Source organism: Acidovorax sp. SRB_14, from assembly GCF_012932145.1.
Taxonomy (GTDB): domain Bacteria; phylum Pseudomonadota; class Gammaproteobacteria; order Burkholderiales; family Burkholderiaceae_C; genus Simplicispira.
Map to the genome: position 1 here is coordinate 14023 of NZ_MWOK01000019.1, position 14437 is coordinate 28459.

Consider the following 14437-nt stretch of genomic DNA (forward strand, 5'->3'; position numbering starts at 1 on the left):
CCCTCAGACCATGCCGGCCTTGACCATGGTGGCGCGCAGGCTGGCGAACTCGTTGTCGACAAAGTTGCCGAATTCGTCGCCGGCCATCCAGGCCGGGGTCCAGCCGTTCTTCTGCAGCGCCTCGGCCCAGGATGGGCTCTTGACGGCTTTTGCGACGCGGTCAATCAGCGACTTGCGCTGCTCTGCCGAGATGCCGGGCGCGCCGTAGACGCCGCGCCAGTTGCCGATTTCCACGTTGACGCCCTGCTCTTTCAGGGTCGGCACGTTGATGCCCTTGAGGCGCTGGTTCGATGTCACGCCGATCGGCTTCATCTTGCCGCTGGCAATGTATTCGGCGAACTCGCTGTAGCCACTGCCGCCAATGGTCACGTTGTTGCCCAGGATGGCGGCAATCGCCTCGCCGCCTCCGCGGAACGCCACGTAGTTGATCTTGGCCGGGTCCACCCCGACCTCGCGCGCCAGCATGGCGGCGGCAATGTGTTCGGTCGAGCCGCGCGAGCCGCCCCCCCACTTCACGCTGCCGGGGTCCTTCTTGAGCTGGGCGATCACCTCGGCCATGCTCTTGTAAGGGGAATCTGCGGGCAGCACGAACACGTTGTATTCGCTCGTCAGGCGCGCGATCGGCGTGACCTGCGAGAGGTTGACCGGCGGCTTGCCCGTAATGATGCCGCCCAGCATCACCGCGCCCATCACCATCAGCGCGTTCGGGTCGCCCTTGCTGCCGTTGACGAACTGCGCCAGGCCGATCGCGCCGGCCGCGCCGCCCTTGTTGTCGTAGGTGACCGACGAGGCCGCACCCGAATCGAGCAGGGCTTTGCCGAGCGCGCGACCGGTGGAATCCCAGCCGCCGCCGGGGTTGGCCGGCAGCATCATCTTGATGGCGCTGGCGGTTTGCGCCGAAACCGGCAGCGCGCCCGCGGCGGCGAGGGCGGCAAGGGATTTGAGAAAGGTATCGCGACGCATGGCTGTCTCCTTGTAGGGGTTGGCGAACTTTCCGATGATGGGGGCGCATCCTGTCAATCGGCTGTCCGCACGCTCAGGGAAAACACCCATGCGATGGCCCCGGCGCGGCGGTGCTAAGGTGCCGCCCACCATGCAATTGCTCCTCGTTGAAGACGACCCCACCATGCAGGCCACGCTGCAGCGCGCCCTGGCACGCCGCGGCATGGAAGTGACCGCCGTGGGCGACGGCCGCAGCGCGCTCGCCCGCTGGAGCGACCTGGCCCCCGACGCCGTCGTGCTCGACCTGACGCTGCCCGGCCTGGACGGCCTGCAGGTGCTGGAGCAGGCCCGCGCGCGCGGCCTGCGCACGCCGGTGCTGATCCTGACCGCGCGCGGCACCGTCGGCGACCGGGTGCTGGGCCTCAACGCCGGCGCCGACGACTACCTGCCCAAGCCTTTCGACCTCGACGAGCTCGAGGCGCGGCTGCGCGCGCTGCAGCGCCGCAGCCACGACCCGGTTCAAGCCAAATCGGGCTCCAGCGCAATACAGATGGGCGCTATACGCTATGAAAAAGAGAGTGGCGCGATCTACCTGAACGGCGCCATCATGGAACTGACGCCGCGCGAGCTGGCCCTCATGCATGCGCTGCTGGCGCAGCCCGGCCACGCCGTGGCCAAGGAGCGGCTGTATGGGCTGGTCTTCCCGGGCCAGCTCGACGTGCAATACGAAGCCATCGAAGTGGTGGTGTACCGCCTGCGCAAAAAGCTTGCCGGCACGGGCCTGACGCTGATGACGCTGCGCGGCCTGGGCTACCTGCTCAAGACCGACACCGCATGAGCGCCTCTGCTGCCACGCCGCGCCAGCACCGGGTGCGCGCCCTGTCGCTGCGCGGGCAGCTGCTGTTGGGCATCCTGCTGCCGGTGCTGCTGTTCATTGCGTTCAACACCTTCAGCCTGTACCGGCAGACGCTGGCCTCGCTGCACACCGCCTACGACCGCACTCTGCTGGCCTCGGCTAAGAGCATCAGCGAGCAGCTGGACGTGAGCGGCTACGACGAAGCCGCCACGCTGTACGCCACCGTGCCGTATTCGGCGCTCGAAGCCTTCGAGGCCGACAACCAGAGCCACATGTTCTACCGCGTCTCCACATTGCAAGGCGCGCTGGTCTCGGGCTACGCCGACCTGCCCGTGTGGCACGGCCGCATTCCCCAGCGGCCTCCGTATGCGGCGTTGGTGGACTTCTACGACGACCACTTCCAGGGCCGCAAGGTGCGCGTGGCCGTGCTGCTGCAGCCCGTGGCCACCGCCTCGGGGCGCGGCATGGCCGTGGTCCAGGTGGCGGAAACGCTGGAGGTGCGCGAAACCCTGGCCCTGCAGATCCTGTGGAACACCCTGGTGCGCCAGGCGCTGCTGGTGGCCGTGGTCGCCCTCACCGTGGTGGCCGTGGTGCAGCGCGCCACGCGCCCGGTGCGCCAGCTCAGCGCCGCCCTGCAGGCGCGCCCGGAAGGTGACCTGAGCCCCATCGCCACGGCCTCGGCGCCGCGCGAACTGCAATCGCTGGTCGATGCCACCAACCAGGTCATGCGCCGCCTGCAGCACCTCCTGCAGCACCAGAAGCGCTTCGTGCGCGACACCGCGCACCAGCTGCGCACGCCCCTGGCGGTGCTCAAGACACAGGTCCAGTCGGCGCTGCGCGGCGATGCGCCGCCGCTGCAGGCCCTGCAGGAGATCGAGGGCACGGTGGACCGCGCCACCCAGTTGGCCAACCAGATGCTGGCACTGGCCAAGGTCGAGCAATTGCGCCAGCAGGCACCGCCGCCTGTCGCGCGCTTTGAAGAGGTGCTGCGCGCCGTGGCGCTGGAGCTGTCGCCGCTGATCGCACACAAAGACCTCGACTTCGGCATCCACACCGACGCAGCCCCCGTGCGTGCGCACGAGTGGATGCTGCGCGAGCTGGCGCGCAACCTGCTGCACAACGCCGTGCGCCACGCGCCGCAGGCCAGCGTGCTGGGCGTGGAGCTGCGCAGCGACGGCCGCCATGTGGTGCTCACCGTGGCCGACCAGGGCCTCGGCATCGACAGCGAACTGGCCGCGCGCCTCTACCAGCCGTTTTCGGCCGGCGACGTGCGCACCGGCTCGGGCCTGGGACTGGCCATCTGCCAGGAGATCGTGCAGGCGCTGGGCGGCAGCATCGCCCTCACCAACCGCCAGCATGCGCGGCGCACCGTCGGGCTCGACGCCGTGGTCGTGTTGCCGCAGGCTGCGCCCGAACCGGCAGCGCACGCCGCGCCAGGCGGCGCGGCACAATAGGTGCCATGGACAGCCCCGACACCCTGCGCATTGACAAGTGGCTGTGGTGCGCGCGCTTTTTCAAGACCCGCAGCCTGGCGACGGAAGAAATCGCCAGGGGGCGCATCAGTGTCAACGGCCAGACCGCCAAGGCCTCGCGCGAGGTGCGCGCAGGCGACACCGTGGCCCTGCGCCATGGCAAGGTGCCGCGCACCGTGGTCGTGCGCGGCCTGGCCCGCACGCGCGGCCCCGCGCCCGTGGCGCAGCAGCTCTACGAAGAAACCGCCGAGAGCATCAGCGCACGCGAAAAGGCCGCCGAGCAGCGCCGCCTGTCCCCCGAGCCCGCCGCGGCATTGCAGGAAGGCCGCCCGACCAAACGCGACCGCCGCGACATCGACCGCGCCCGCGACTGGGGCAGCCGCTGGAGCGCATCGGTGGACGACGCAGACTGACGCGCGGCGTCGGCCCACCCCCGCCAGGCTACGCCAACACTCCACGGATGTCAGAACAAAACGACCCCTAGTGATCGGATCATTGGGATGTTGTTGGGCGAGACGATGTGAATCGAACCCATGACGCCGGAAGCCCGGTGTGGTGAATCCGCGAGCGGGCGACATCGGAAGGCCGTTGTAAGCCTTGCCACATAACATGCCGTCACAACAACGGAGGCGGCATGCAAACCACCATCACCATCGTCGCTTTGCCGGCCGCTCGAAGCAGGCAACTCCTTCGACCAAGCCAGCCAACGGAAGGAGTGTCTGCAGGCAGCAAAACAACCTGAGCGACTTGTCGGCAGAGCCAACGCAGGCGCCACCTCCAGCTGTGCTCCGCACGCGGTCTCTGCAGCGCCATCGCACTCCGCAGCCCGACGTGCGGCCGCCACAAGAAGCTCTGGCGTAATCTGCTGCGCCGGTCTCAGAGGTGGAACAACATACACCATCACCGCCAGTGGGCGGTTGCTAAACGCTGCGGCTCTTCAAAGATCGGGCCGCTGAGGGCTGCTGTCCAGCCAGGCACGCATCGCTCTGGCCCGGCGCAGGGGTGGCTGCCGCCGTGCCCCCGCTTTGATCGGGGCTTTTATTGCATGGCCCCCGGGGCCACGCCAAAATCAATTGTGGCCAAACAGGAGGCATGCATGTCAATCGAGTACCTGCAGCAGCTGGCCTCGGACGGGACGTTCCCCGTTGACGTGACCGACGAGGCCAAGATCGACACCCTGCGCATCTTGAAAGCGGCCGGCATGGTCGAGGTGCAGCTTCCAGATGGCGACCGCAGCCATGCATGCGTTCATGCCATCACAGGCAAAGGCCGCGCAGCCATGTTGGCGGAGATTGCGAACCAGGTCATTGCCCGGCGCAGCGCTGACGTGGAGTCGGCCTTGCGAATCCGCGTGTAGGGGATTGGCCACACAGACCGCCCTGCTCTTCGGCAGTACCAACGTGCCCCTGGCGCTGCTCGCTGATCCCAACCCGTTCTGGGTGGCCAGGCCCGCAGGGGCCTTCTGTGCAGGTGAAGATGCGGGAGCTGCGCGTCCCAAACGTGGACAAGAGATTCGATTTGGCCGCCCGTGAAGCGCTCTTTGGGAACTCAACGCCTGAGAAAGCCGCAATTCAGGATAAACACCAGAATTAGCACGGAGTGCTAGAGGCCTAAAATGAAAAAGCCCCAAACGACTCAATCGCTTAGGGCTCTTTATCCTGGCGGAAACGGAGGGATTCGAACCCTCGATGAGGCTCTACACCCCATACTCCCTTAGCAGGGGAGCACCTTCGGCCACTCGGTCACGTTTCCAATCCGGCTATTATGCCTCAGATTTGGGCCGGTTTAAGCGGTGACCTGGTCCAGACCGAAGGCCGTGTGCAGCGCGCGCACCGCCAGTTCGAGGTACTTTTCATCGATGACCACCGAGGTCTTGATCTCTGACGTGGAGATCATCTGGATGTTGATGCCTTCTTCGCTCAGCACGCGGAACATGGTGCTGGCCACGCCCACGTGGCTGCGCATGCCGATGCCCACGATGCTCACCTTGCAGATGTTCGGGTCGCCCACGACTTCCTGCGCGCCCAGCTCAGGCACCACCTTGGTGCGCAGCAGTTCGATCGCGCGATGGAAGTCGCTGTGGTTCACCGTGAAGCTGAAGTCGGCCTTGCCGTCCTTGCTGATGTTCTGGATGATCACATCGACTTCGATGTTGGCGTCCGCCACGGGGCCGAGGATGCGGTAGGCAATGCCGGGCGTGTCGGGCACGCCGAGCACAGTGATCTTGGCCTCGCCGCGGTTGAATGCGATGCCGGATACAACGGCTTTTTCCATTTTTTCGTCTTCCTCAAAAGTGATGAGCGTGCCCGATTGGGCTTCTTCTGCCAGGTCGATGTCCCAGGGCGTGAAGCTGGAGAGCACGCGCATGGGCACCTTGTACTTGCCGGCGAATTCGACCGAGCGGATCTGCAGCACCTTGCTGCCCAGGCTGGCCATTTCGAGCATTTCCTCGAAGCTCACCGTGCCCAGGCGGCGTGCCGCGGGCACGACACGCGGGTCGGTGGTGTAGACGCCATCGACATCGGTGTAGATCAGGCACTCCTTGGCCTTCATGGCAGCGGCAATGGCCACGGCGGAGGTGTCCGATCCACCTCGGCCGAGCGTGGTGATGTTGCCGTTGTCGTCGATTCCCTGGAAGCCCGTGACGATCACTACCCTGCCGGCGTCGAGGTCGGCGCGCACACGCTGGTCGTCAATCGACTCGATGCGGGCTTTGGTGTGGCTGCTGTCGGTGCGCACGGGCACCTGCCAGCCGGTGTAGCTGACGGCGGACATGCCTTCGGCCTGCAGCGCAATCGCCAGCAGCGCCGAGGAGGCCTGCTCGCCCGTGGCGGCCAGCATGTCGAGTTCGCGGTGGTATTCGGCGGTGGCGCGCTCGGGCGCGAGTTCGCCCGCCAGGCCCAGCAGGCGGTTGGTCTCGCCGCTCATGGCGCTGGGCACCACCACGATCTGGTGGCCAGCGCGCGCCCATTTGGCCACGCGCTTGGCCACGTTGCGGATGCGCTCGGGCGAACCCATCGACGTGCCGCCGTATTTTTGAACGATCAATGCCATTGGTGTTGTGTCGTGACGAAACGGCGCAGGTTGGACGGTGTTTTGGAACGCAGCCGTTTCTCATGCAGGGGGGGGGCCAAAACCCTCGGGATTGTACCAATGCAGCCCCGTCCCCCTGCGCTCGACGAAGCCGCCCCCCACCTTGAGGTGAATGCGGTGGCCACGCGTAGTGCAGGCGAGGATCTGGCGCTGCAGTGCCGCCAGTTGCGCTGTGGCCGGCGTGGTCTGGTGCGTGCTGCGCAGCCAGTGGCGCAGCACGTTGGCCTGGCGCGCGCCACTGAGCGCCTGCAGCGCGGCGATCTGCGGCGGCACGCCGACGGCGGCCAGGTCCTGCTGGGCGAGTTCGTACAGCAGTTCGCTGGCCTGGGCCGCGTGCGCCGCACTGCGCGCGAAGGTGTCGCGGAACGCGGGAAAGACGGCACCGAGCGCGGGCAGCAGGCGCGCGCGGATGCGGTTGCGCGTGTAGCGCTCGTCGCTGTTGCTCGGGTCTTCGACCCAGGTCTCGCCGCGCGCCTGCAGCCAGGCGCGCACGTCGGCGGCTGCCACCTTCAGCAGCGGCCGGTGCCAGGCCATGCCGCCGCGCTGCCACTGCGCCGGCATGGCGGCCAGCCCGGCCACGCCGGCGCCGCGCGAGAGCGCCAGCAGCAGGGTCTCGGCCTGGTCGTCGGCATGCTGCGCCAGCGCTATCGACTTGATAGCTGAATGCGCTTGACTGGCTTGGGCTGCAGCCTCAAAAGCCTTGTAACGGGCGATGCGCGCAGCATCTTCAGGGCTTTGCCCGGGCGCGTGGCGCGCATCGACGCGCTGCACCACCAACGGCACCTGCAGCCGCGTGCACAGCGCAGCGCAGTGCTGCTCGAAGCGGTCGGCCGCGGCCTGCAGGCCGTGGTGCACATGGATCGCCTGCACTTGGCCCGGCCAGCGCGCGGCACAGGCCAGCAGCAGGGCGGTGGAATCGGCGCCGCCGCTCAGGCCCACGGCCAGGGGCAGCGTCGGCGCAAAGGCGCGCAGCGCGGCGTCGAAGGACTGGGTCATGGCTCAGCCCCGCCGGCCTGGCCGGCCTTCAGCGGCTGTCGGCCTTGGTGTCGGTGAAGCGGCCGTAGCCTTGCAGGCGCTCGTAGCGGCGGTCCAGCAGTTCCTTGACCTTGAGGTCGGCCACCTGGCGGAAGGCATCGCCCAGGGCGCGCTTGAGGAAGGCGGACATCTGCTTGGGATCGCGGTGGGCGCCGCCCACAGGTTCGCTGACGATCTTGTCGACCAGGCCCAGCGCCTTGAGGCGGTGGGCCGTGATGCCCAGGGCCTCGGCCGCGTCCTGGGCCCGCTCGCTGGTCTTCCAGAGGATGGAGGCGCACCCTTCAGGGCTGATCACCGAGTAGATCGAATACTGCAGCATCAGCAGCTGGTCGCCCACGCTGATGGCCAGGGCGCCGCCCGAACCGCCTTCGCCGATGATCGTGGTGATGATCGGCACTTCGAGCTGCGCCATCTCGTAGATGTTGCGGCCGATGGCTTCCGACTGGCCGCGCTCCTCGGCGTCGATGCCCGGAAAGGCACCGGGCGTGTCGACGAAGGTGAACACCGGCAGGTGGAACTTCTCGGCCGTCTTCATGAGGCGCAGCGCCTTGCGGTAGCCCTCGGGGCGCGTCATGCCGAAGTTGCGCAGCGCGCGCTCCTTGGTGTCGCGTCCCTTCTGGTGGCCCAGCACCATGCAGGCATGGCCGCTGAAGCGCGCCAAGCCGCCAACGATGGATTTGTCGTCGGAAAAGTGGCGGTCTCCGTGCAGCTCGACAAAGTCGGTGAACAGGTCGCGCACGTAGTCGAGCGTGTAGGGCCGCTCGGGGTGGCGCGCGATCTTCGTGATCTGCCAGGGGGTCAGCTCGGCATAGATGTCTTTGGTGAGCTGCTGGCTCTTTTTGCTCAACTGGTCGATTTCGTCAGAGATATCGACCGCGCTTTCGGACTGCACGTATCGCAGCTCTTCGATCTTGGCTTCGAGTTCCGCAATAGGGTGTTCGAAATCCAGAAATGTTTTTTTTGCCAAGTTGTTTCTCCTTGATCGCCATGCACAAGGGCAGTGGCGACAAGCGTTCAATATGCGACCGGCAGCGGCGCCAGCGATCGCCAAATATACCAAGTCGCCACGCTGCACCAAGGCTTCCAGGCCTCGGCCACCTCGCGCGCGTCACTGCGGCTGACCGGGTCACCCGAAAAATAATTGAGGCTGATGCCATTGATCAGCCCCACGTCATCGAGCGGCAGCACATTGGGCCGCATGAGGTGAAAGATCAGGAACATTTCGGCGGTCCAGCGGCCCACGCCGCGGATCGCGACCAGCTCGGCAATGATGGCCTCGTCGTCCATGCCCTGCCAGCCATCGACATGCAGCTTGCCGGCGTCAAAGTGCAGCGCCAAATCCACCAGGTAGTCCACCTTGCGCGCCGACAGCCCCACGCCGCGCATGTCGTCGACCTTGAGCCGGAGCACGTGCGCCGGCGCCATGGCCGGCGGCAGCGCGGCAAAGCGGTCCCACACGGTCTGCGCAGCCTTGACCGAAATCTGCTGCCCCACGATGGAGCGCGCCAGCGTGGTGAAGGCGTCGCCGCGCGACTGCAGCGTGGCCTCGCCCAGCTGGGGGATCAGGCGCTTCATCACCCGGTCCTTCTTCATGAGGTGCTTGCGGGCTTCCGCCCAATACCCGGGCGCGGCCAGGTCGGCGGCCTCTATTGCTATGTTTTTAGAAGCTGGCACGGCAAGTCCCATATGCCTTATCGGCCATTTTCATGATTAAAAGGCTCACGGGGCCACTTCCCAGGTCGTGCCCGCGGCGGCGTCCTTGAGGACGATGCCGGCGGCCAGCAGCTCGTTGCGGATGCGGTCGGCCTCGGCAAAATTTTTCGTGGCCTTGGCCGCAGCGCGCGCCGCGATCTGCGCCTGGATGGCCGCCTCGTCCAGCGTCGCGCCCGACTGCAGGAAAGCCTGCGGGTCGCCTTGCAGCAGGCCCAGGCAGCCGCCCAGGCTTTGGAGCAGACCGGCGGCCTGCGCCGACCGGCTGCGGTTGACCTCGCCGGCCAGATCGAACAGCACCGCCACGGCCTCGGGCGTGCCGAAGTCTTCGTCCATGGCGGCCTTGAAGCGGGCCGCATGGGGCTCGGCCCAGTCGATTTCCACCGCGGCGGGCGCCACCAGCGAGAGCGCGGTGTACAGGCGCTTGAGCGCGGCGCGCGCGTCGTCGAGGTGCACGTCGCTGTAGTTCAGCGGGCTGCGGTAGTGGCTGCGCACGACGAAGAAGCGCACGGTCTCGGCGTCGTATTCCTTGAGCACGTCACGGATGGTGAAGAAGTTGCCCAGCGACTTGGACATCTTCTCGTTGTCCACATTGATGAAGCCGTTGTGCATCCAGGTCTGCGCAAGCGGCTTGCCGGTGGCGCCTTCGCTCTGGGCGATCTCGTTCTCGTGGTGCGGAAACTGCAGGTCGGCGCCGCCGCCGTGGATGTCGAAGCTCTCGCCCAGCAGTGCGCAGCCCATGGCCGAGCACTCGATGTGCCAGCCGGGGCGCCCCGGGCCCCAGGCGCTGCTCCACTTCACCTCCTCGGGCTCGCTGGGCTTGGCGCTTTTCCAGAGCACGAAGTCGAGCGGGTCGTGCTTGCCGTCCTGCACGGCCACGCGCTCGCCGGCGTGGAGTTCATCGAGCGACTTGCCCGAGAGCTTGCCGTAGCCGGCGAACTTGCGCACCGCAAAGTTCACGTCGCCCTCGCCGGCCTGGTAGGCCAGCCCTTTGCTTTCGAGCCGGCCGATCAGGGACAGCATCTGCGGCACATAGTCGGTGGCGCGCGGCTCGTGCGTGGGGCGCTCGATGCCGAGGGCATCGGCGTCCTGGTGCAGGGCGCCGATCATGCGGTCGGTCAGGCCGCGCACGGTTTCGCCGTTCTGCACGGCGCGCTGGATGATCTTGTCGTCGATATCGGTGATGTTGCGCACATACGTGACGCGCAGGCCGCTGGCGCGCAGCCAGCGCTGCACCACATCGAACGCGACCATGGAGCGCGCATGTCCCAGGTGGCACAGGTCGTACACCGTCATGCCGCAGACATACATGCGCACATGGCCGGGGTCGAGCGGTGCAAAGTCCTCCAACGCACGCGTGAGCGTGTTGTAGATGCGCAGGGTCATGGGGTCACTGGAAGGGAAAGGCAAACAGCGCTGCAGGCAGCGCATTCGGGGCAAATCAGGGAGCGTTGCGCAGCGGGGCGCGGGGCAGGAAGCGGGGGCGCGCCGCGCGGGCCCTCAGCTACAATCTGCGGCAGTATATCGCCCACCGCCGGGCTCTGCGCCCCGCTTTAGCAAAGACACCTATGAACCTCGCACCGTCGGCGCTCGCGCGCATTTTGCACCACGGCGCCCGGCTGCTCGCCCTCGGCGCCTTGCTGGCAAGTCCGCTCGCCCATGCCGACGACTACAGCGATGTCAACCAGTTGATGCGCCAAGGCAAGCATGCCCAGGCGCTGGCACGTGCCGATCAGTACCTGGCGGCCAAGCCGCGCGACCCGCAGATGCGCTTTCTCAAGGGCGTGATCCAGTCTGATAGCGGCAAGAGCGCCGACGCCACGGCCACCTTCGTCAAGCTGACCGAGGACTACCCCGAGCTGCCCGAACCCTACAACAACCTGGGCGTGCTGTACGCCGGCCAGGGGCTGTACGACAAGGCGCGCGCAGCGCTGGAAATGGCCATCCGCACCAACCCCAGCTACGCCACGGCGCAGGAAAACCTGGGCGACGTCTATGCGCGCCTGGCCAGCCAGGCCTACAGCAAGGCGCTGCAGCTCGATGCCAGCAACACGTCCGTGCCACCAAAGCTGGTGCTGATCCGCCAGCTGTTCACGCCCGGCACACCGGGCGCGCGCCCTGCCCCGGCCAAAACCGCCCCCAAGGCCGAACCCGCAGCGCTCAAGCCCGCAGCCGCGAACGCCGACCCCGGCGCCGCGGCCACCGACAGCAGCGCACGCACCGTCGGCAAGGCGCGTTACAGTGCCGACCCGCTCCAAGTATCCAGCCGCATGACGCCAGAACGGGTCAAGTCGGGCGAGCGCTGGCTCCGCGTGCGTGAATCCACGGGCGCCTGAGGGCGGCCACACCGGCATGGCAGAGGCAGAGCGCACCCGCGCACTCGCCGGTGGTTGAAGTGCACACCTTGACGTTTCCTCTTTGGGTGTTCGGCCCTACCAGTGTGGCGTTGGCCACGGGCGCCGCCCAAGCAGTTCTCGCGCGCGCCAGTATTGGATGCTGCACGACCGCCTGTGGAAAACAATCTACGAAGGAGTGATCGAATGATTTCCAGACGAAAATCGACTCTAGCGCTTTCAGTCATTGCGCTGACAGCTATGTTTTCAATAGCGCCATCGGTCCAGGCGCAGGCTGCGCCCCAGGTCAAGCTCGCCACCTCGATGGGCGACATCGTGGTGCAGCTCGACCCTGCCAAGGCGCCCAAGACCGCGGAGAACTTCCTGCAGTACGTGCGGGACAAGCACTACGACGGCACCATCTTCCACCGCGTGATCGACGGCTTCATGGTGCAGGGCGGCGGCTTCACGGCCGACATGGCGCAAAAGCCCACGCGCGCGCCGATTCCTCTCGAGGCCGCCAATGGCCTGAAGAACGACACCTATACCATCGCCATGGCGCGCACCGGCAACCCGAACTCGGCCACCGCGCAGTTCTTCATCAACGTCAAGGACAACGCCATGCTCAACGCGCCCCAGCCGGACGGATACGGCTATGCCGTGTTCGGCAAGGTGGTCCAGGGCAGCGACGTGGTCGACAAGATCAAGGCCGTGGCCACCGGCAGCCGCGGCGGCCACCAGAACGTGCCCACCACCCCTGTCACCATCATTTCCGCCACGGTGCTGAAGTAACCCCTCCCCTCTCTCAAAGGAACCTGCCATGAGCAACCCCCAAGTCGAACTGCACATCACCGGCTACGGTGTCATCACCCTCGAACTCGACGCCGACAAGGCGCCCAAGTCGACCGCCAACTTCCTGTCGTACGTGAACAAGGGCCACTACAACAACACGGTGTTCCACCGCGTGATTCCCGGCTTCATGGTGCAGGGCGGCGGCTTCGAGCCCGGCATGAACCAGAAGGGCACGGACGCGCCCATCGAGAACGAGGCCAACAACGGCCTCAAGAACGCCAACTACACCGTGGCCATGGCCCGCACCGGCGACCCGCACTCGGCTACCGCGCAGTTCTTCATCAACGTGGCCGACAACGGCTTCCTGAACCACACCGCCCCCTCGGCCCAAGGCTGGGGCTACGCCGTGTTCGGCAAGGTGGTTGCCGGCACCGAGGTGGTCGACAAGATCAAGGCCGTGAAGACCGGCCGCAAGGGCTTCCACGACGACGTGCCCAAGGAAGACGTCGTCATCGAAAAAGCCGTCGCGCTGTAACCGCACCGCACTGGGCAGCATGACCCCGGCCGTGCCCCCGATCCAGGAGCTTGCCGCTCCTGCGCACTGGCGCACGGTCGATGTCATCTCCGACCTGCACCTGCAAGCCAGCGAGCCGGCCACCGTGGCCGCCTGGCAGCGCTACCTGCAGACCACGCCGGCCGATGCCCTGTTCATTCTGGGCGACCTGTTCGAGGTCTGGGTCGGCGACGACGCCATCGGCGACACCCGCGACGCCGACAGCCGTTTTGAAGCGCAGTGCTGCGCCCTGCTGCGCGCCGCCGCCCAACGCATGGCGGTGTTCTACATGCACGGCAACCGCGACTTTCTGGCGGGTCCGGCCTTTCTCGCGCACTGCGGCACCACCGGCCTGACAGACCCCACCGTGCTGGAGTTTGCGGGCCGGCGCACGCTGCTGAGCCATGGCGACGCGCTGTGCCTGGACGACGTGGACTACCAGCGCTTTCGCCGGCTGGCGCGCAGCGCGGCGTGGCAGCGCGACTTTCTGGCCCAGCCCCTGGCCACGCGGCGCGCGCAGGCGCGCGCCATGCGCAACGAGAGCGAAGCACGCAAACACTCGGGCCAGCCCTATGCCGACGTGGACGGCCCCGCCGCCGCCGCCTGGCTGCGCGCCGCCCGGGCCGACACTCTGGTCCACGGCCACACGCACCGCCTCGCAGAGCACGCGCTCGCACCGGGCCTGCGGCGCTTGGTGCTGAGCGACTGGGATGGCGCAGCCCAGCCCCCGCGCGCCGAGGTGCTGCGCCTGGATGCCGCAGGCCTGCACCGCGTGGTGCCGGACTGAAGGCCGCCATGGGCGGTTGGTACCGGCGCCTTTGGCGGCAGCTGCGCGGGCGCATTGCGCCCGTGCCGGACATTCCCGCCACGCTGTGGCTGCGCACCGTGCAGCACTACCCCTTTCTCGCCAACCTTCCCCTGCACGACCAAGCCAAGCTGCGCGCACTCAGCGCGCTGTTCCTGCAGCGCAAGCAATTCCATGGCGGCCACGGCCTCACAGTGACCGACGCCATGGCCGTGGCCATCGCCGCCCAGGCCTGCCTGCCGCTGCTGCACTGGGGCGATCCGGCGCAGACGCTGGGCTGGTACGACGATTTCGTCGGCATCGTGGTCCACCCGGGCGCCGTGGTCGCGCGCCGCCATGTCACCGACGAGGCCGGCGTGGTGCACCACTACGACGAGCACCTGGTGGGCGAGGCCATGGAGCGCGGCCCCGTGATGCTGAGCTGGCACGACGTCCACGCGGCGGGCCGCAGCGCCGAGCACGGCACCAACGTCGTGCTCCATGAATTCGCCCACAAACTCGACATGCGCAGCGGCGCGGCCGACGGCTGCCCGCCGCTGCCCGCCGGCTTCATGGGCACCTCGGGTGCGCGCGCGGCCCACGCGCTGTGGTGGGCGGCCTGGGATCCCGCCTATGCGGCTTTCCGCGAGCAGGTGCTGATTGCGCAGCGCTTCGGCGGTGCGGCGCCGTGGCTGGACGCCTATGGCGCCACGGCGCCGGCAGAGTTTTTTGCCGTGGCCTGCGAAGCCTATTTCGTCAACCGTGCGCGCTTCGCGTCAGAATTTCCTGCACTCCTGCCCCTGCTGGATGCGTTCTTCCAGCGGCCCGCGGCAGCGGCTTGAAGGCCGCGGGGCGCGCGGCAGTCCG

At 67.3% G+C, this 14437-nt stretch carries 15 protein-coding genes and 1 tRNA gene; 9 read left to right on the forward strand and 7 right to left on the reverse strand.

From position 1 onward, the window contains the following. Positions 1-3: 3 nt before the first annotated feature. Positions 4-963 carry a tripartite tricarboxylate transporter substrate binding protein gene (locus B2J86_RS13830; protein ID WP_173025903.1) on the reverse strand — a complete coding sequence of 320 codons (960 nt, stop codon included), beginning with the start codon at positions 961-963 and terminating at the stop codon, positions 4-6. A gap of 130 nt (positions 964-1093) precedes the next feature. Between B2J86_RS13830 and B2J86_RS13835 the strand changes: the two genes are divergently transcribed. The 4 genes from B2J86_RS13835 to B2J86_RS13850 all read left to right on the forward strand — a co-directional run bounded on the left by B2J86_RS13835 (position 1094) and on the right by B2J86_RS13850 (position 4627). Next, positions 1094-1780, forward strand: coding sequence for a response regulator transcription factor (locus tag B2J86_RS13835; RefSeq protein WP_254068121.1), 687 nt, complete (start codon positions 1094-1096; stop codon positions 1778-1780). Continuing rightward, positions 1777-3252 carry a sensor histidine kinase gene (locus B2J86_RS13840; RefSeq protein ID WP_173025905.1) on the forward strand — a complete coding sequence of 492 codons (1476 nt, stop codon included), beginning with the start codon at positions 1777-1779 and terminating at the stop codon, positions 3250-3252. The genes B2J86_RS13835 and B2J86_RS13840 overlap by 4 nt, the downstream gene beginning before the upstream one ends. A gap of 5 nt (positions 3253-3257) precedes the next feature. Then, positions 3258-3683 (forward strand): RNA-binding S4 domain-containing protein, encoded by a 426-nt coding sequence (locus tag B2J86_RS13845; protein ID WP_173025906.1) that lies wholly within the window; start codon positions 3258-3260, stop codon positions 3681-3683. 683 nt (positions 3684-4366) lie between these two features. Further along, a complete protein-coding gene (locus tag B2J86_RS13850; RefSeq protein WP_169170066.1) occupies positions 4367-4627 on the forward strand; it encodes a hypothetical protein in 261 nt (86 codons plus the stop codon). Between the two features lie 302 nt (positions 4628-4929). Here the strand turns inward: B2J86_RS13850 and B2J86_RS13855 are convergent. The 6 genes from B2J86_RS13855 to cysS all read right to left on the reverse strand — a co-directional run bounded on the left by B2J86_RS13855 (position 4930) and on the right by cysS (position 10494). After that, a tRNA-Ser gene (locus tag B2J86_RS13855) sits at positions 4930-5022 on the reverse strand. A 33-nt stretch (positions 5023-5055) separates the two neighbouring features. Then, positions 5056-6324, reverse strand: coding sequence for an aspartate kinase (locus tag B2J86_RS13860; protein WP_169170065.1), 1269 nt, complete (start codon positions 6322-6324; stop codon positions 5056-5058). Between the two features lie 60 nt (positions 6325-6384). Beyond that, the gene (tilS, locus tag B2J86_RS13865) at positions 6385-7359 is read right to left on the reverse strand and encodes a tRNA lysidine(34) synthetase TilS (protein ID WP_173025907.1); all 975 of its coding nucleotides are present in this window, start codon (positions 7357-7359) and stop codon (positions 6385-6387) included. Between the two features lie 28 nt (positions 7360-7387). Beyond that, positions 7388-8365 (reverse strand): acetyl-CoA carboxylase carboxyltransferase subunit alpha, encoded by a 978-nt coding sequence (locus B2J86_RS13870; protein WP_173025908.1) that lies wholly within the window; start codon positions 8363-8365, stop codon positions 7388-7390. Between the two features lie 47 nt (positions 8366-8412). Continuing rightward, positions 8413-9084: a DNA-3-methyladenine glycosylase gene (locus B2J86_RS13875; RefSeq protein WP_169170062.1), complete on the reverse strand. Its 672-nt coding sequence runs from the start codon at positions 9082-9084 to the stop codon at positions 8413-8415. A 33-nt stretch (positions 9085-9117) separates the two neighbouring features. After that, on the reverse strand, positions 9118-10494 hold the full coding sequence (gene cysS / locus B2J86_RS13880; RefSeq protein WP_169634347.1) for a cysteine--tRNA ligase: 1377 nt from the start codon (positions 10492-10494) through the stop codon (positions 9118-9120). A gap of 182 nt (positions 10495-10676) precedes the next feature. Here cysS and B2J86_RS13885 point away from each other — a divergent pair, with 182 nt between their 5' ends. The 5 genes from B2J86_RS13885 (at position 10677) to B2J86_RS13905 (ending at position 14412) form a co-directional block, all read left to right on the forward strand. After that, a complete protein-coding gene (locus B2J86_RS13885) occupies positions 10677-11444 on the forward strand; it encodes a tetratricopeptide repeat protein (protein ID WP_173025909.1) in 768 nt (255 codons plus the stop codon). Positions 11445-11648: 204 nt separating this feature from the next. Continuing rightward, the gene (locus B2J86_RS13890) at positions 11649-12233 is read left to right on the forward strand and encodes a peptidylprolyl isomerase (RefSeq protein ID WP_169634349.1); all 585 of its coding nucleotides are present in this window, start codon (positions 11649-11651) and stop codon (positions 12231-12233) included. Positions 12234-12261: 28 nt separating this feature from the next. Further along, positions 12262-12768, forward strand: a complete 507-nt coding sequence (locus B2J86_RS13895) for a peptidylprolyl isomerase (protein ID WP_169170059.1) — start codon at positions 12262-12264, stop codon at positions 12766-12768. A 19-nt stretch (positions 12769-12787) separates the two neighbouring features. After that, positions 12788-13573 carry a UDP-2,3-diacylglucosamine diphosphatase gene (locus tag B2J86_RS13900; protein WP_173025910.1) on the forward strand — a complete coding sequence of 262 codons (786 nt, stop codon included), beginning with the start codon at positions 12788-12790 and terminating at the stop codon, positions 13571-13573. Positions 13574-13581: 8 nt separating this feature from the next. Continuing rightward, on the forward strand, positions 13582-14412 hold the full coding sequence (locus tag B2J86_RS13905) for a zinc-dependent peptidase (RefSeq protein WP_173025911.1): 831 nt from the start codon (positions 13582-13584) through the stop codon (positions 14410-14412). Positions 14413-14437 lie beyond the last annotated feature (25 nt).